This is a genomic window from Bacillus massiliglaciei (assembly GCF_900098925.1).
Lineage (GTDB): Bacteria > Bacillota > Bacilli > Bacillales > DSM-1321 > Peribacillus > Peribacillus massiliglaciei.
In genome coordinates this window covers 1-17,020 of the sequence record NZ_LT622342.1, presented here as the reverse complement: position 1 = coordinate 17,020, position 17,020 = coordinate 1, and the positions used below count along the sequence as shown (strand labels likewise).

General features: G+C 35.1%; 20 protein-coding genes and 1 pseudogene. 15 read left to right on the top strand and 6 right to left on the bottom strand.

Translation table 11 applies throughout. The features are described from left to right. The first annotated feature begins 256 nt into the window (after positions 1-256). Positions 257-1,818, top strand: a pseudogene (locus tag BQ4305_RS22135) (IS3 family transposase). 340 nt (positions 1,819-2,158) lie between these two features. On the opposite strand, the gene BQ4305_RS00090 reads toward BQ4305_RS22135, so the two are convergent. Continuing rightward, the gene (locus BQ4305_RS00090) at positions 2,159-2,524 is read right to left on the bottom strand and encodes a winged helix-turn-helix transcriptional regulator (RefSeq protein WP_063597030.1); all 366 of its coding nucleotides are present in this window, start codon (positions 2,522-2,524) and stop codon (positions 2,159-2,161) included. A gap of 204 nt (positions 2,525-2,728) precedes the next feature. Here BQ4305_RS00090 and hxlA point away from each other — a divergent pair, with 204 nt between their 5' ends. The 3 genes from hxlA to BQ4305_RS00075 all read left to right on the top strand — a co-directional run bounded on the left by hxlA (position 2,729) and on the right by BQ4305_RS00075 (position 5,272). After that, positions 2,729-3,361: a 3-hexulose-6-phosphate synthase gene (hxlA, locus tag BQ4305_RS00085; protein WP_031538336.1), complete on the top strand. Its 633-nt coding sequence runs from the start codon at positions 2,729-2,731 to the stop codon at positions 3,359-3,361. Positions 3,362-3,369: 8 nt separating this feature from the next. After that, a complete protein-coding gene (gene hxlB, locus BQ4305_RS00080; RefSeq protein WP_110925918.1) occupies positions 3,370-3,927 on the top strand; it encodes a 6-phospho-3-hexuloisomerase in 558 nt (185 codons plus the stop codon). Between the two features lie 358 nt (positions 3,928-4,285). Further along, a complete protein-coding gene (locus tag BQ4305_RS00075) occupies positions 4,286-5,272 on the top strand; it encodes a Gfo/Idh/MocA family protein (protein WP_072526549.1) in 987 nt (328 codons plus the stop codon). A gap of 1,230 nt (positions 5,273-6,502) precedes the next feature. On the opposite strand, the gene BQ4305_RS00070 is transcribed toward BQ4305_RS00075, so the two are convergent. Beyond that, positions 6,503-7,108, bottom strand: a complete 606-nt coding sequence (locus BQ4305_RS00070) for a recombinase family protein (RefSeq protein ID WP_110925917.1) — start codon at positions 7,106-7,108, stop codon at positions 6,503-6,505. A gap of 387 nt (positions 7,109-7,495) precedes the next feature. Here BQ4305_RS00070 and BQ4305_RS00065 point away from each other — a divergent pair, with 387 nt between their 5' ends. The 7 genes from BQ4305_RS00065 to BQ4305_RS00035 all read left to right on the top strand — a co-directional run bounded on the left by BQ4305_RS00065 (position 7,496) and on the right by BQ4305_RS00035 (position 12,034). Further along, complete coding sequence (locus BQ4305_RS00065; protein WP_110925916.1) at positions 7,496-7,765, top strand: hypothetical protein; 270 nt, start codon at positions 7,496-7,498, stop codon at positions 7,763-7,765. Positions 7,766-7,953: 188 nt separating this feature from the next. Next, positions 7,954-8,412 (top strand): JAB domain-containing protein, encoded by a 459-nt coding sequence (locus BQ4305_RS00060; protein WP_110925915.1) that lies wholly within the window; start codon positions 7,954-7,956, stop codon positions 8,410-8,412. Positions 8,413-8,525: 113 nt separating this feature from the next. Beyond that, positions 8,526-8,891 carry a Cas9 inhibitor AcrIIA9 family protein gene (locus BQ4305_RS00055; RefSeq protein ID WP_110925914.1) on the top strand — a complete coding sequence of 122 codons (366 nt, stop codon included), beginning with the start codon at positions 8,526-8,528 and terminating at the stop codon, positions 8,889-8,891. A 15-nt stretch (positions 8,892-8,906) separates the two neighbouring features. Next, on the top strand, positions 8,907-10,448 hold the full coding sequence (locus BQ4305_RS00050; protein WP_110925913.1) for a PcfJ domain-containing protein: 1,542 nt from the start codon (positions 8,907-8,909) through the stop codon (positions 10,446-10,448). Then, positions 10,445-11,374 carry a DUF3102 domain-containing protein gene (locus BQ4305_RS00045; RefSeq protein ID WP_110925912.1) on the top strand — a complete coding sequence of 310 codons (930 nt, stop codon included), beginning with the start codon at positions 10,445-10,447 and terminating at the stop codon, positions 11,372-11,374. Before BQ4305_RS00050 ends, BQ4305_RS00045 begins: the two co-directional genes overlap by 4 nt. 181 nt (positions 11,375-11,555) lie before the next feature. Then, a complete protein-coding gene (locus tag BQ4305_RS00040) occupies positions 11,556-11,789 on the top strand; it encodes a DUF3850 domain-containing protein (protein WP_110925911.1) in 234 nt (77 codons plus the stop codon). 41 nt (positions 11,790-11,830) lie between these two features. Next, positions 11,831-12,034, top strand: coding sequence for a hypothetical protein (locus tag BQ4305_RS00035; RefSeq protein ID WP_110925910.1), 204 nt, complete (start codon positions 11,831-11,833; stop codon positions 12,032-12,034). A gap of 306 nt (positions 12,035-12,340) precedes the next feature. Here BQ4305_RS00035 and BQ4305_RS00030 read toward each other — a convergent pair whose 3' ends face one another. After that, the gene (locus BQ4305_RS00030; RefSeq protein WP_110925909.1) at positions 12,341-12,694 is read right to left on the bottom strand and encodes a YhjD family protein; all 354 of its coding nucleotides are present in this window, start codon (positions 12,692-12,694) and stop codon (positions 12,341-12,343) included. 292 nt (positions 12,695-12,986) lie between these two features. Here BQ4305_RS00030 and BQ4305_RS00025 point away from each other — a divergent pair, with 292 nt between their 5' ends. The 4 genes from BQ4305_RS00025 (at position 12,987) to BQ4305_RS21170 (ending at position 14,718) form a co-directional block, all read left to right on the top strand. Further along, positions 12,987-13,376 (top strand): hypothetical protein, encoded by a 390-nt coding sequence (locus BQ4305_RS00025; protein ID WP_110925908.1) that lies wholly within the window; start codon positions 12,987-12,989, stop codon positions 13,374-13,376. After that, positions 13,354-14,124 (top strand): hypothetical protein, encoded by a 771-nt coding sequence (locus BQ4305_RS00020; protein WP_110925907.1) that lies wholly within the window; start codon positions 13,354-13,356, stop codon positions 14,122-14,124. The genes BQ4305_RS00025 and BQ4305_RS00020 overlap by 23 nt, the downstream gene beginning before the upstream one ends. A 235-nt stretch (positions 14,125-14,359) precedes the next feature. Beyond that, positions 14,360-14,524, top strand: a complete 165-nt coding sequence (locus tag BQ4305_RS21175) for a hypothetical protein (protein WP_199880494.1) — start codon at positions 14,360-14,362, stop codon at positions 14,522-14,524. A gap of 26 nt (positions 14,525-14,550) precedes the next feature. After that, the gene (locus BQ4305_RS21170; RefSeq protein WP_199880493.1) at positions 14,551-14,718 is read left to right on the top strand and encodes a hypothetical protein; all 168 of its coding nucleotides are present in this window, start codon (positions 14,551-14,553) and stop codon (positions 14,716-14,718) included. A gap of 242 nt (positions 14,719-14,960) precedes the next feature. On the opposite strand, the gene BQ4305_RS00015 is transcribed toward BQ4305_RS21170, so the two are convergent. From BQ4305_RS00015 to BQ4305_RS00005, 3 genes are all read right to left on the bottom strand, one after another. Continuing rightward, entirely contained in the window at positions 14,961-15,152 is a 192-nt protein-coding gene (locus BQ4305_RS00015) for a hypothetical protein (RefSeq protein ID WP_110925906.1), read from the bottom strand. Positions 15,153-15,296: 144 nt separating this feature from the next. Then, positions 15,297-15,884, bottom strand: a complete 588-nt coding sequence (locus BQ4305_RS00010) for a restriction endonuclease (protein WP_407640125.1) — start codon at positions 15,882-15,884, stop codon at positions 15,297-15,299. Positions 15,885-16,118: 234 nt separating this feature from the next. Next, positions 16,119-16,937 carry a DNA topoisomerase gene (locus BQ4305_RS00005; protein ID WP_110925904.1) on the bottom strand — a complete coding sequence of 273 codons (819 nt, stop codon included), beginning with the start codon at positions 16,935-16,937 and terminating at the stop codon, positions 16,119-16,121. Positions 16,938-17,020 lie beyond the last annotated feature (83 nt).

Here is a 17,020-nt window from a genome sequence, read left to right as displayed (position 1 = left end):
CAAAATCAGTATATTACGTATGTTATACTTTTGAAAGTACGCACTTTATTAACATATAGATACATTGGTATAACATAGTGTTAAAAATAATACTATAAACTTGAATCCAATACCAAGAGTGAAAAGCCAAGGACAGCGATTATACAAGATTCGCTGCCCTTGGCTTTTTAGTAACTGATTCTCCCCCTCTGTTAGGATAGATGTCGTACGAGGCTAACGTGGTATGATTAAGTAAATTACACGGAGGTCAATCGATATGACAGGACGAAATAGAGTACGTTACACACAGGAACGAAAAGATGAAATTGTCAAACGTATGATGCCACCTCAGAATGAATCAGTGGCGAAGTTGAGTAAAGAAGAAAGTATTACAGAAGTGACGTTGTATAAATGGCGTAAGGAAGCACGAGCTGCAGGTACTGCAACGCCTGGCAATGGACAAACGAGCGACAAGTGGAGTAGTCAAGATAAGTTTTTAATCGTGATGGAGACGTTTTCGATGAATGAGCTGGAGCTAGCAGAGTATTGTCGCAAAAAAGGATTATACCGTGAACAGATTGAGGCGTGGAAGAGTGTATGCCTTCATGGTCAGGCATTCGATCAAGCTAAGCAGTTGAATGTACAGCTGAAAGAAGAACAACAACGAGCGAAGGCTTTAGAGAAAGATTTACAAAAGAAAGAGAAGGCGCTGGCAGAAGCTGCGGCATTAATACTGCTTAGAAAAAAGGCCCAAGCGATTTGGGGGGACGACGAGGAAGAATGATTAGCCCGTCAAATCGCGCACTCGCTGTAGAACTGATACAAGAAGCCAATCAAAACGGTGCTCGATTAACGAAGGCTTGTCAGGTATTGTACATTAGTGTTCGGACATATGAGCGCTGGGTGGCGGAAGGTTGCGTGAAGGTCGATCAGCGTCCACTTACAAAACGCCCAATACCGAAAAATAAGTTGTCTGAAAAGGAAAAAGGAGAAATACTGGCCGTCGTAAAACAAGAAGAATACACTGATTGACCACCAACGCAAATCGTGCCGAAGCTAGCAGACAAAGGCACTTATATTGCGTCAGAATCAACATTTTATCGTGTGTTGCGTGAAGAAAAGATGCAAAATCACCGAGGTCGAAGCCAAAAACCGGAGCGAAGAATCCCAGAGAGCCATCTCGCAACAGCGCCAAATCAAGTGTGGACATGGGATATTACATGGCTTGGCGGACCGGCAAAAGGTTTATTTTATCGACTCTATTTAATTCTCGACTTATTTAGTAGAAAGGTAGTCAACTGGGAAGTATGGGAAACAGAAGAGGCAAAATACGCGGAGACACTCGTGAAAAAAGCAGTCATCAGCGAAAAAATCCAAGGCGAACCGCTGGTGTTACATTCCGACAATGGTAGTCCGATGAAAGCAGCAACATTCCTAGGTTTACTGGAGAAATTGGGCATTCAAAGCTCGTTTTCCAGACCGCGTGTGAGTAACGATAACCCGTATTCAGAAGCGATGTTTCGGACGCTTAAATATCGCCCGGATTTCCCACACAAAGGGTTTGTGTCACTCGAGAAAGCAAGGCAATGGGCCCAGCAATTTGTCTATTGGTATAATGAGGTTCACTTGCATAGTGGGCTCAATTTTGTGACACCGGTGCAGTGCCACACTGGGGCGTATGTGGCCGTATTAGAAAACCGAAAAGACGTGTACGAAGCAGCGAAGGCGAAGCATCCAGAGCGTTGGGCACGAGCCACAAGGAATTGGTCGCCACACGAAAAAGTAGCGCTTAATCCAATGCGAGATGAGGGGCAAACAGAAGCATTGGGAAAATCATAATACGCCTTTTCCCTGGTGATTTGAGTCGAAAGCACGCTTTTCTTTTCGACTCAAATCACCAGGCCAGCAAGCGCAGCGCGGTAGCCTTGATTGAACTTGGAGCTAAACGACAGTAAACGGATATTTAATAAAATACTAAACAAGCTAAATGCGACAACTATATTGACAAACACCGTTCTTTTATTAAATGTTGTGTTTAAATGTTGTGTTTTTTCAACCTTTTAAATACGTAGAGATATAAAAAAACACGGACAGCATCTTTATTAAGATAGCTAACCGTGGTTTGTTAGTATATGAACTTTTTTACACTTTTTCGAACCCCTAGGAGAAACTCTTTTTTCTACTGAATAGACGATTTGTTTTCTGTTTCTTTTTCCAATACATTCTCAATATAATCTTTACCCCAGTCATACATAGCATCCAGAATAGGCATCAGACTTCTTCCATACTCAGTGAGTGAGTATTCAACTTTTGGTGGAACGACAGGATAGACTTCACGATGAACAATCAAATGGTCTTCAAGTTCGCGCAATTGATTAACAAGCATTCTTTGAGTGATACCCGGCATGAGGGCCTTTAGTTCACCAAAACGTTTGGTTCCTTCTTTTCCTAGATGCCACAATATCAACATTTTCCATTTTCCACCAATAATCGAAAGAGTCAATTCTTTTTCACAATTAAACACTTTTTCCCCAAGATTCGGCATTCATTTCACCTCCAACCCTTATTATGTCCCATAGTATACTTTTTGTTACTATATGATAAAAAAGTGCATACTTTTAATTTAGTAACATACCCAGTATACTGAGTATCATACCGTTAGTAAATAGCTATCAATTGGATACAATAACACTGTGCAAAAGAAAGCTATACGGCACAATTATACTATTATATAAGGAGCGAGTAATAAATGAAATTACAATTAGCATTAGATCTTGTAGATATTCCAGGAGCCATTGAATTGGTGAAAGAAGTAGAAAATCATATAGATGTTGTAGAAATCGGCACGCCGGTTGTGATTAATGAAGGCCTTAAAGCAGTAAAGGAAGTGAAAGCTGCCTTCCCTAACTTAACTGTATTAGCTGACCTTAAAATCATGGATGCAGCTGGATATGAAGTTAGCCAAGCATCTGCAGCAGGCGCTGACATCATCACCATTCTTGGTACAGCTGAAGACGAGTCCATTAAAGGTGCTGTAGAAGAAGCAAAAAAACAAGGTAAACAAATCCTTGCTGATATGATCGCAGTTAAAGACATTGAAGGTCGTGCGAAAGAACTGGATGAACTAGGAGTAGATTATATCTGCGTTCACACAGGTTATGACCTTCAAGCTGTAGGAAAAAATTCTTTCGAAGACCTTGCAACCATTAAGAGCGTTGTAAAAAATGCGAAAACTGCTATTGCAGGCGGAATCAAATTAGAAACACTTCCAGATGTGATTAAAGTACAACCAGATCTTGTCATCGTAGGTGGCGGTATCACAAGCAAAGACGATAAAAAAGCAGTTGCAGCTAAAATGCAAGAATTAATTAAACAAGGTTAATTATAACTATGAAAACTACTCAATATTTAGCTGAAGTCGTTCAAGAATTAAGTCGGACAGTCGACTTAATCTCTGGCGAAGAAGCAGAGAAGTTGGTTAATAAGATTCTGGAATCCAAAAAAATCTTTGTTGCAGGTGCGGGCAGATCTGGATTTATGGGCAAATCTTTCGTGATGAGAATGATGCACATGGGGATCGATGCTTATGTAGTCGGTGAAACTGTAACAGCAAATTTAGAAAAAGGTGATTTGTTGATCATCGGTTCAGGTTCAGGTGAAACGAAAACCTTGGTTTCAATCGCTGAAAAAGCAAAAAGTTTAGGTGGGACGGTCGCAGCTGTAACGATTTCCCCTGACTCCACGATTGGAAAATTAGCTGATATTATCATTAAATTGCCTGGATCACCGAAAGATCAATCTGAAAGTGAATATAAGACCATACAACCAATGGGGTCACTTTTTGAGCAAACGATGTTATTATTTTATGATGCATTGATCTTGCGTTTTATGGAAAAAAAAGGCTTAGACTCTACTAAAATGTACGGCAAACATGCCAATCTCGAATAGAGTACACTTTAAAAAATATGGAAACATCGTAAAGACCGCATTTATTTCTTTTATGAATTGCGGTCTTTACTGCATATTACAAATAACACAGTCCATACAGGAAAGAAAAAATAGCCTCTGATTCAGTCCCTTCTATGGCCGGATCAGAGATCATTATTGGGTGGGGCACAGCCAAGAATTTAGCCATCACTCACAGTATGAGCCCTATTTGGGTTATCACCAATATTTCACTGGTAGGCCCCATGTCTATATAAGTTTTTTTATGGGAAAATAAAATCCTATTGGCGATGAAAAACGCTTCATAAGTGTAGTAAACAAAACTCTTCGTTTTATAAAACAAAGGAATGAGGTTGAATAAATGGTTCGATTCGGCGTAATCGGTACTAATTGGATTACAGAAAGATTACTTGAAGCAGCAAATGATGTAGAAGATTTTAAACTAACTGCTGTTTATTCTCGCACGATTAGTAGAGCAGAAGAATTTGCAAGTAAATATGGAGTAACAAAAATATTTACAAACCTAAAAGAAATGGCAGTTAGTCAAGAAATTGACGCGGTGTACATTGCTACTCCCAATTCATATCACGCAGAACAAGCTATTTTATTTTTGCAAAATGGCAAACATGTGTTATGTGAAAAGCCACTGGCTGTTAATGCAACCGAAGTAGCGAGGATGATTCAAGCCGCAAAAGATCATAACGCCCTATTAATGGAAGCAATGAAATCAACATTACTTCCAAACTTCAAGGTCATTCAAGATAATTTACATAAAATTGGTCCTATCCGTAGATACTTTGCAAGCTATTGTCAGTATTCATCTCGTTATGATAAATACAAAGAAGGAATTGTCCTTAATGCCTTCAATCCAGAGTTTGCGAACGGTTCATTAATGGACCTTGGTGTCTATTGTTTGTATCCACTTATTACATTATTTGGTGAACCAAAAGAAGTGAAGGCAACTGGCATTATGCTTGATTCGGGTGTGGATGGTGAAGGTAGCGTCATCTTAAAATATGATGATAAAGATGCGATTGTGATGTATTCCAAAATAACGAACTCTTATTTACCAAGCGAAATTCAAGGCGAAAAAGGAAGTATCATGATTGATAAGATTCATACGGCTGAAAAAGTAGAAATTCACTACACTGACGGCACGGTTGAACAATTAACAGTCGACCAATCTCATCCAGCTATGTATTACGAAGTGAAAGAATTTATTGAATTAATCAACCGAGGAAAAACAGAGTCTGATACTAACTCATATAAAAATTCATACACCACGATACAAGTGTTGGATAAAGTGAGAGATGAAATAGGTCTTGTATATCAAAGTGATCATAAGTGAAAAAACACAAAAACCCCTACAGCGACTTGTATTATTCTCTTGAGAAATTACGAATCTGGCCTGTTTGTCGAAGAATAAAAGAAATCGTTTTAGAACTTACCTAAACTATTTTGCATCCATTCTTTTTTATAAGAGCATTATAGCATTTTCTACCCGGCTAACAAATTTTAAAGGACTTTTGCTTATTATGCAAAGGTTCAATGCTCATTTTTTAAGATGTGTTTCTTCTTATTAATTTGTGATTTAGTTTAAGTATTCCTTAATAGGAGTAGCGACAATGACACTACCCCTATTAGGATCCTACCAACAACCGCACTTTTCTGACCCCACCCTACCCTACAGAGTAAAAAGGGTTGTAAATGTAAAAAAAATCCATGCTATGACCCTTTTTTACAAGTACCTCGGTCGTACCCCTCTATGCCATAAAAACTTCCCCCTAAACACCATCTACCATTCTATTTCATGGTAAAATAATCTCAGCAGGGAAAAAGTTACCGGTTCTCGTTACTTACTACTAAGAAACGAGGTACTATTTGATGCAGAATATCCAAAATATTACGCATACTACAACGACCACTACTACTACTACAGTAACAACAATTACAGAACATTCAGTAACAAATGGCAGTTTGCCACCAGGAAATAGCAGGAGCCCCCGGTGGCTATGGATTCTACTCTGCGGAGTCCTAGCAATCTGTATAATATTAGCCTACAATGGTGTGATATCATACGACACTGTTATTCAAATGGTCACAACACTCCTGCCGGCTATTACAAAATAATCGGTGACCCCTTGTCTATATTCTTTCTTTGAAGTCTGAAAATATACGTTGTGGAAACATTGACCCGTTTCTACTTCCCTTGCACGAACGAGAATTGGAAAGGCTTTGCGTGTTGATCCGATGGACAGGATATTATAGGCGAAATAAAAAAAGAAAGAGACACCCCTCCACGGGTGTCTCTTTCTTTAACCTCCTTGTTCTAATTGATGACCAGTCAATTAGAATGAAAACGCTGCTCCATGGATTCCCTCCAGCTAAAAAATTTAAGTAATAAAAATTAGGTTGAGGAAATCCTCAATAAGTAAATCGAAACTTATACTTATTTTGATGCTAAAATTTACGCTGTCTACAATTTGTAAACCACTACAACTAACTATATTATAGCCACGTGGACTATTAATGTAAACATAAAAGACGATATTTTAAATACCCATAAATAGTATTAAAACTACGCCTTGTTAATTTCCTTTAATTCTTTTACTTTACGGTAAAAGGTTGTCTTCGACATTTTCGACATTTTCATAGCCTCAACTGCTGAAATTTTTTGATTAGTCCATAATTTTACAGCTTCCTCAAATTCAGGAGTTATAACAGCTTTTGGCCGTCCTAAATGCTTACCCCTAGCCTTGGCAGCCCGAATTCCCTCAGCCTGCCTAATTTTACTGTCAGTACGTTCCTTTTCGGCAAATGCAGCTAGTACTGTTAAAATAACTCTCTGAATTGCTTGCTTTATAATATCTTCTTGCTCATTAGAAGTATTAATCATTGGTTCTTTTATAAACTTTAACTGTATACCATTTTCTACAAACCATTCATACTCTTTTAAAGTTTCATTCATCGAGCGGCCCATTCTGGTAATTGAATCAAATACAATTTCATCGTCTTTTCGCACTAGCTGTTTTAATAATTGATATTTCGGACGTTCGAAATTCTTTCCACTCATTTTTTCAATAAATATATCTCGATCATCTATTCCTTCTTTTTTCATAGTCTCAACTTGCCGATCTTCATTTTGATCTTTATCAGAAACTCTGATGTAAGCAAATCTTTTCAAAATGCCTTCCCCCTTCTTAATGTCATAAATTATACACAAAACGTCCCTAAAGGTGTATTGTTTTTTCGAAACGTCCCTTAATTATTTTTCGACCTTTTGAAACTAGATAAATACTTAATTTTCAAGAGCATTATTAAAGGATAAAAAGGTATACCTTTTGAAACACAGATATTACAATATATGGATTCTTAAGTGTTGGTTATTTCCAGAAACTTAAAAAACCCAAAAAAAAATCCTGTTATTGTTTTATGATGTAAAAATGTTATAATCTATTCAAGATAAGTAATTTACTTACTTAGTTACCATTAAAGGAAATAGGTAGGGAATATAATGTAATTCATCTTTATTTTAAAACCTAGCCTTAAACTTTCAGGAGGGAACATTAAATTGGCCAGAAAATCATTTTTTAGAAAAACGTTAGAAAAGAACGGTATACTAAATGAATCTATCTCAATTGAAAACGGGGGAATAGAATATATTTTAAAAGTTGAATATCTTTTGGGGTTAATTGAAAAGGAAGATGAGAAAAATAGAAAAGAAATAAGGTCTGCTTTTATATTGATCGATAAGAGGACAGGGAAACTCATAAATTTTTTAAGAATTTTAGCGTACGGATATGCCAACAACAATTTTGAAATTAAAGGAAATTCCAATTAATTCAATTAACATTCCGGTAAATAAAGTGCGATATTATGGTATTTCATCGGTTTTTTCATTGCTTTTATGATGTAAAAATGTTATAATTGTATTATAAGGAGGTGAGGAATTAATACCTAAATAGAAAAGCAAATCTTTCTGCTTATATAAAATTAAACAATCACTCAAAAGAAAAAGGAGCGTTTTAAATGGCGAAAGAAAAGTTAGAACTAATGAATGAAATTGTAAGAATCAAACAAGAAGTGCGAGAAATCGAGGGTAATAGATTTATCATTCGTTCACCGCAAGACGCGGCAGAAATTAGTACTAAGTACATCGGGGAGGAAGATAGAGAAGTATTTTTAGTGCTAGTTCTTAGCACTAAGAATCAAGTGAACGCCGTTCACAGATGCCATATAGGGAGCATTAATTCAAGTATTGTGCATCCCAGAGAGGTTTTCAAATCAGCTATATTGAATAATGGCGCTTCAATTGTAGTCGCTCATAATCACCCATCATACGACCCCACTGAATCAAGGGAAGACGTGGAAGTTACCAAACGACTTGTGGAAGCAGGGAAGTTTCTAGGAATTGAAGTGCTTGATAGCTTGGTTGTTACCAATAATCCTAATAAATATGTGTCGTTGAAAGAAAAAGGTTATCTGTAAAAATTACATACAGGAGAGAGGAAACGCCCTCTTCCTCCTCCTGTTCTTTTATTCATTGGTTTTGCCATTTAAAACTACCGACTTATATAAATCAAGGAAAAGTGGTGGTAACTATGACGGAAGAAAAAAATGTTGAACAACAATCAATCGAAAAATTAAAAAATGAAATGAGTAAAAATGAAAAAGATAATTATATCCAGACCATAGGCGAGTTTTTAATAACTCAAATTAAAGAGAACTCAAAAGCAGCAGGAATCATCCTTTCCTCTGATAAGACAATAAAAAAAAGTTTAGATTTTATGAAATCGGAAGCTCAGAAAAAAGCAGTTGATGGATTTGCTATGTTTACTCCTGAAGAAGGCTTCAGTTTAGTGATGAGATACTTTGGAATCAAAACCCAAGCACCAGCTTTTCCTGAACCTAAAACTCAAATCAAAAAAAGGAAACGATTCGATGTTAAATTAGATGATTTTTTGTAAAGGAGCGAAATTAAATTGAATAATGAATTGGAATTTCAGGCTCATTTTTCTTTTGAAATTAGCGATGAGTTAAAGTCGTATATCATAAATAACGCCCTCTTAAATAGCAGATATTTTTATGTGAAAAGAATGACTTCAACCTTGCAACGCGGATGCTGTACTCATTGTAAATCTAATCACACCGTTCTTTCTGATAAGATTTTAAAGCACAATGAAATTTGGCAATGTGAAAAATGCCATTCAAAGGTAATAGTAAAGTCAGTAGGACGTGGGAGAGGAAAAATGGTAGATAGAATGTATGTTGTTTGGTACGAAAAATCCCTTCTGGATTCACAAGCCATAACAGCTACCGGATATTATGCCACATTAGATTATAGAACAGAAATGACCGGAAAACTTACTATTCTCCCTGTGACAAGGTATCTCTTTGAATTAGGAAAAGCAACGATGATGCACAACGATCCAGAGAGTTATAGAAAAGGTTGGAATTTTGCCAGCAAACCATATTCTATAGTCGGAAAGAATATATACACAAAGTATTCCGAACAGTCAGTTGAGAGCTTGAAAAACGCAATCAAGGGAACGAAGTTTATATATAGCCAGTGGGAATACTATTATGAACAAAATATAGACCTTGTGAAATTTTTTAGTGTATTTTCTAAATACCCATTTGTTGAATATTTAATAAAAATGGGAATGCCCCGCATTGTTACTAACATGGTAGATGGATGGTCTTTATATCGAAGCATTAACCACCGCGGTAAAACAATGAATAAAATCTTAGGGTTAACAAAGAAGGAAATCAATGATTGGAAAGCCACTAATATCGAAATGACCCCCGCCCTTCTAAGTACGTATAAATGGTTCAAGAAGCGAAATTCTCCTGTTTCTTGGGAGATAGCAAAATCTTGCGAAGGCTTGATAACAGGAGGGTATTATAAGCAAAGGTTTGCTCAGTTACAAAATCATTTATCAACCGAGCGGATTGTTCGTTACGCAAATAACCAAGTAAAAAAGGATTCTACCAGATATCGAAATATCTTAAATGTCATCATTTCATGGACCGATTATTTAGAACAATGCAATGAATTAGGACTCAATATAAAAGAAGAGAAAACATTAACTCCTAATAGTTTGTTTAACGCTCACCAGAAGACAATTCGAAAAATGAAATTTAAAAAAGATAAAATTATTAATCAAAAAATCGCAAGTCTTCAACCAGGCCTTAAAAAATTCAACTTCCAATACGGTAATCTATTCATCCGTCCAGCTGTTTCAAGCTTAGAACTTTTTGACGAAGGGAAATATTTACTTCATTGTGTTGGAGACTATGCTAAAAGGTATTCAGAAGGTGGAATCACAATTCTCTTGATTAGAAAAAAGGAAAACCCTAACACACCATATTTCACAGTTGAAGTAGATTTGAGTTTAAATAAAGTTATTCAATGTCATGGTTATGATAACGCCAATCCTAATGATGAAGTAAAGTCTTTTCTCGTTGCTTTTAATCAAGATATACTTGCTAAGATGAAAAAAGGAAGGAAATTAGCAATATGAATGAACTGAATAATAGAAATTCTGATTTAATAGCTTTGGAAATCAATAGTATCAAAGAGCAAACCCAAAAGATTTTCTTGTTAAGTTCGATAGAAATAGGAAAAAGACTTGTCGAAGTCAAAAAAATGCTTCCCCGCGGTGAATGGGGGAACTGGCTTAAAAAATCTGTAGACTATTCACAAAGAACAGCTAACAACTTAATGAAAATATACGATGAGTACGGCGATCAATTGTCACTAAGCGGCGAAATTGATAGTTCGCAAGCGATTGCGAAATTAAACTATACGCAAGCTGTTGCTTTACTTAGTATCCCTGCAGAAGAAAGAGAAAATTTCATAGATGAAAACGCCCTTGAAAATATGTCCACAAGAGAACTGCAGGAAGCTATAAAAGAAAAGAAAAAGTTAGAAGAGCAGTTAAAGCTCAGTGATGAGAAAGCGGATAAGGAGAAGGAAGCAAAAGAAAAATTAAAAAATAATGTTGAAACATTGAAAGAACAAGCTGAACAGGACAAACATAAAATAGAAAATTTAGAGGAACAGCTACAAAGTGCAGTAAACTCCGGAAACGATGCGGAAATAAATCAGCTTTCCTCCTCTTTGAAGTCTAAGGAAAAATCGTTAGAACGTTCAAATGATCGCATTAAAGAGTTAGAAAAACAGCTAAAGGAGCAGCCCATAGAAGTCCCTGCAGTCATAGAGAAAATTCCAAAAGAAGTAAAAGAAGAATTGGAAATGTTGCGCAAACAAATATCATCGAAATCACATGACACTACCATTATGAAGTTTAAATATAGTTTTGATTCACTTGTAAAAGGATTTGAAGAGATCCTCGACACTTTAGATGATATAGAGGATTCAGAGGCTTCTGAAAAGCTCCGAGGAGCTGTCAGAGGATTAATAAACAAAATGCAAGATGAACTTTAAGGAGGAATTGAAATGTACGTAATTAAACGGGAAGAACTGAAAGAACCTGGTTATGAACGTGAAGAAATCTATACGATTAATCCAGTTAAGTAACAAAAAAATGAACAACCAAAATTAATTAGCTAATTTCGGAATAGGTACAGATTATGTGTCTATTCCGAATTAAAAGGAGAGGAATTGAATGAGTACACATCATTTGAAAGTCTATCCTGCTTATTTCAAAGCATTATCTTCCAGAGAAAAAACATTCGAGATTAGAGAAAATTCTCATGATTTTAAAGTTGGAGACTGGTTGATTTTACAAGAATTCATTCCTGAAAAAGAGGAATATACCGGAGCCGAATTGGTTAGAAAAATCACTTATATTTCTAATTTCGCACAGAAAAGCAACTTTATTGTTATGGCTATTGCCTAATTACGAGTCATACAAAACGATTAAGTAAGGAAGAAAAAATAATGAGAAAAAACAATACTTTAGATGAACAAACTATAATAAAACATTTCGAAAAAGAAAAATCAATCAAAATTCCTATTGAAGATATAGATAATGAATTTCTTATAAAAGACACCTTAGATAAGCTCAATATACACTACAATACAAAAATCTCCTCAACCTTGTATCATAAAAATTTGATAATCACTGCGATAGATATTGAATAATTTACATTATAAAAATGACTTAATAGAATCCTATTTAAAGGAACATAATAAATTAATGAATTCATTAGAGTTATCGATGAAGAATCTAGCCACCGAAGGAAATGAAGGGCAAAATAAACAAAATGATACAAGAAGTTCATTATAATGAGGATAATTTATGGGGAGATTAACAATTTCGATAAAAGATTAAATATAAACAGCAGCCTAATACATATAGACTGCTGTTTATATTTAGTGTAATTTTACCATAAATGAGTAAATTCTATTTAAAACCGGCATTTATTCATTCAAGCGGATGCTTTTTCCTTATATCCTGCCGTCATTCAGGTACTGCTCCAACAATTCTTCCGTTCTATTTCTCAGTCGTACGTTCCAGTAGTTCCGATCCTCGATATATCCTTTGTAAAACACTCTGTAAGCGGTAAAATCTCCGTTCACCCCCAATTTTTCCAAGATTATATTTTCATTCCTTAAATAGCTCTTAGCTGACTTTAACTCCTTGCGAACCCTCTTAATTGTTTCATCCATCAGTTTTATATACGGCAACTTAAATTTTACAGCAGACTGTTCAAATATCACTCGATCACGTTCTAAAATCCGGAGAAGCATAGGGAGATAAAGTACAGACTCAATCATTTCATAATCATCATCCGGTATCATATCAACTTTTCTCCTTTCTATTGCTATTAGTATAGTGCATAAACAAAGGCTCGTTTATGCCATGAATGAAAGCCTCTTTCTCACATTTTGAATTTTTAAATTTTTAATCATGTTATTGGTACAAATAACATGATTAAATCAATACAATTTATGATATAATAAAATTATCTAAAGTGTTTTCTTTTGATTGAGTGTTTAATTTATTTACTCCTGATTTTCAGGAGCTTTTTTTTAGTGTCTTTTTGATGTATTAATGTTATAATTGTATCATAAATAAAAGGAGGCTTTTAACATGAAATTCATTAGCTTTGAACAACAAAAACGCTTTTCTCTCATTAAAAATCAAATTCCATCTAATCTATCCGGCGATCGTGAGTTAATTTCAATCGCCTACATCATGGCCAGCAGTAAAGAGCTTGAACAAAAAATGATTCCCTATGTAAATTGGGTTAATGGATTTGACTATGAAAAAATGTTCCAAAGCGAAACTTTTTCAAATGCTGAAAAAGTCCTAGCAAAGTTAGCTGTAGCACTTTATGATAACGGTGTAGACCTTCAATTCCATGAGGTTTTTACAAAGCTGGACCAATATCAAAAGGAAATGGCCCTGCACATTGCAAATTACAGATACAATAGGAAAAATATATACGAAGCAGAAGATGGAAATCTTTTTATCAACTAAAAGAAAAGGTGTTTTTATGAAGCAATATTCCTTCAGTTTTACTCCTGATTTACTAAATGACTTTAAAAAAGCCCTACCCGTATACAAGAGTAAGAAAATCTTGAAAAATTACTTACTCAATGAGTATGAGTTACCGGAGTCACTGGAACAATTACAGACCCCTGTAAATAATATTGTCATCCAACCGTACTGGATGACAGAAGAAGAAATTATTAAATTAGACCGTTTGATTAACGAGGCAAAAATAAAAAATTTCTCTATTAATCGATCTGCAATCATGCGAGATATAATGAAAATTCTTGTAGAGAAATACAAAGATAATCCAATTCAAAAGACGCAGCAACAAAGACAGACTTTCAAGATCCCTAAAGGCACCAAACAAAGACTCTCAAAAATAGTAGAAGATAGAGAACTAACCTATGAACTTTCATCTTATATTATGGATGTTTATGTCCCGTCAAATAAATTTCCGTCAATGAGAAACCAAGAACATGAAGATTTGAATATCTACACCGATATTGAAGTATTCGAAAAAATGGATCAAATATCAAATGAATATGGGTTCAAAAAAGGAGGAAGAGCGAAAATATTCAGGGATGCACTAAGTCAATTTGAAGCGGCTCTTGAAAATAACCCTCCTAAAAAATCAGCCTTGAAGACGGAATTAAAATTTATTCTGGAGGAATATAAAAGCGTTGAAGATATACCAACTATCAAAGAAGAAATAAATAAATACTTAGATGAATGACAGATTTCATCCTTGAATTTGTACTACGTTTTTAAAGAAAAATTGTACTACAAATTTTCCTAGGGGGATATCTTTTGAAAGCGAGTAAAAAAAGAGTATGTAGAGTGCAATGTAAACTGAACGATATAGAAAAAAAGCAATTTGAGGAAATTAAACAAGTTATGATCTTTGAAAGCCAAGCCGGTAATCGATTAACTCCCCATCATGCCTATTCTGCTCATTGGAGGAATGGAAAATGGATGTATTCGAATTCAGACAACGTTTTAGTGAACTATCTGATAAAAATAAAGAAAATTTTATGTGTGAAGTGTTTGGAATGATGAAAGCTTTAGATAAAACAGAGTTATTGGTTAACACATTAAATGAATATGAACAAAAAAGTAATTCGCAGTTCGATTAAATTCTACGTTGATAAGGAGTGAGAGCATGGGTCACATAGAATTTGCATTAAGTATTCTCAGAAATGAAATATATAACTTAAAAAATGAAATGGAAACTGGTGACTATACACCACAACAAAAGGATGAAATATGGCAGGAAATCCAAAAGTTAAATCGAGCAATTATGGATATCCAAAAACAGTTTGATGTGTAATCCAGGAGGAATTAAAAGAAGAAACAAAAGAATAATGTCATAAATCAATTAAACTAGCCCGGTTAATGACAGATATGGAAGGATATTTTTCTATTCCTATGCTCAAAAATGAAGAATGGGAAAGGGAGAATCGAAAGGTAATGGCTTTATACAGGAAACTATCAAGAAGTCGAGCGCTTGATGAATAGTTCGATCAACCGTCATCTTTCCTTCATTTCCCATTCTACATGAATCTAGGATATTCAGCTATGTTTTGCTTTTTTAAATACAGATAGCAGCATTCGGATGATTACCACTACTACTCCAAAGGTAAACAGCCATACCATAGGATCATAATTCCCTTGACCCATTTGAGTATCGACATATTTAAAAACAAACAGAAATATTATGATAGCTATTATTTTATAACAAATCTTTCTTAATATTTTTAACATATAATCACTCCCCGAAGGGAACAATCTAATTATTCCCTAATTCCTCGAATTTTGAATTCAATATTTTTTTGATTTCTCCTATACATATTAATACGAATAAATTCCTCTTAAAGATTCATATAGTGAAATTTCTCAAGAGATTTCTTAACTAATCTCGTATATATTTGCTGTGTATGTGCAATTTGGATAATTGCTGCAACCATAAAATTCATCATTACTTTTCCCCTTGCGCAAAACCAATCCACTTTTGCATTTAGGACATTTTTTCTTTTCCGAAGGAACTTCCTTTCTCACATCTGCAGGAGTCTTATCAGGGTTAATTTTCAAAATAAGATCCTGAAGCTGATGTCGATTTACCAGGCGCACGTTACATGCTTCTGCAAGCTGCAGAGCTGATTTTGTAAAGAAGCTATTCGTAACCACCCAATTTTCATCTGCTGAATAAAATTTTCCGCCGGCATAGACTTCCTGGATAGCTTTTATAGATACCTTATTTCCATAGCCATACCTCTTAGCTTGAATCGCTATGGTTTGATTACTTCCCTTTAATAAGAGATCTACTCCAAAATCACCACTTTTTTTAGTTACTAAAGGAGCGTATCCCAGCTTTTTAAAAAGGACTTTTAAATATACCTCAAATTGAAAGCCGTCCATCTTATCAATATCCTTTATCCCGGAATTGGCAAGCCTCTTCTCTCTATTTCTATTTCGTCCCCACTTAATCCCTAGCATACAAACTGTAATCAATAAGAGCAAGCCAACCAAGTAAAATAAAGAATGGTACAGCCCGATATTTAGCTCTTGCAAGACAACATTAACAGGATGATTATTCACCATGATTCTCCCTCCATTCTAAAAACTCCCTATCCGTATAATGTAGATATATATTTAATATTAAAATGCGAAAAAAAGAAGAGAGCATAACGTTAGGCTCTCTTCTTGTGCTTGATTTATTAAAGGACAATATTATTTAGCAAATTCAATCCAACTTTTCTCTTTATTAAAAACAACGTCAGCTTTATACGGTTTTCCTTGTCTTGTTTTCAGACTTACTTTAATAACATTTCCGGATAGTAATTTACCAGCTTCAATTTTAGTGATATTCTTTTTCCCTAGCTTTTCTAATCCATTTTTCCAGACTGTAGTTCTACAACCTTCTTTAAAACCGGAACATGAATAACCTTTGCTATTTTCATAGACCGGCTTTTTACATTTTGGACAAACGGCCACAGCTTCTTTAGTTGGATTAGCTGCAGCTGAAAGAACTTTTACATTTCCTTTAATTTCTTCTGATGTTCGATTGAGCAAACCCTCTAATTCTTCATAAAACGTGTCTTCTGTTAACTCACCATGCTCTACCTGAGATAGCATCGTTTCAAATAGGGCAGTTAATTTAACACTATATAAGGAAAAGTCTTCAGGCATCATCCCAATTAATTCCCGGCCCAGTGGAGTAGAAATTATTTGATTTTTCTTTTTCTCGATAAACCCCCGTTCTACTAATTTCTTAATAATAGCTGCCCTGGTTGCAACAGTTCCGATTCCTTCAACGGTTTTTAACATCTTTTTATCATTAGCTTCTTCCAGAAATTTAGCTGCATGTTCCATATCATTTAAAAGTGTACCTTCTGTGTAACGTTTGGGTGGTTTAGTTTCCTTTTGAATTAGAGAATAGCCTTCAATATTTTCTAAGACTGTCTGTTTTAAGACCCCATTTTGAATTTTTGCGTCATATAGTTCCGTAAGCGTAAAACTGTGCCCACCTACAACCTTAAAAACAACCATGAGATAATCTCCTTAAGTTTACAAGCTTGAAGGAGGTTTTTTTATGAACCCAACGCTCGAACAACAATGGAAGGAGCGTTTTG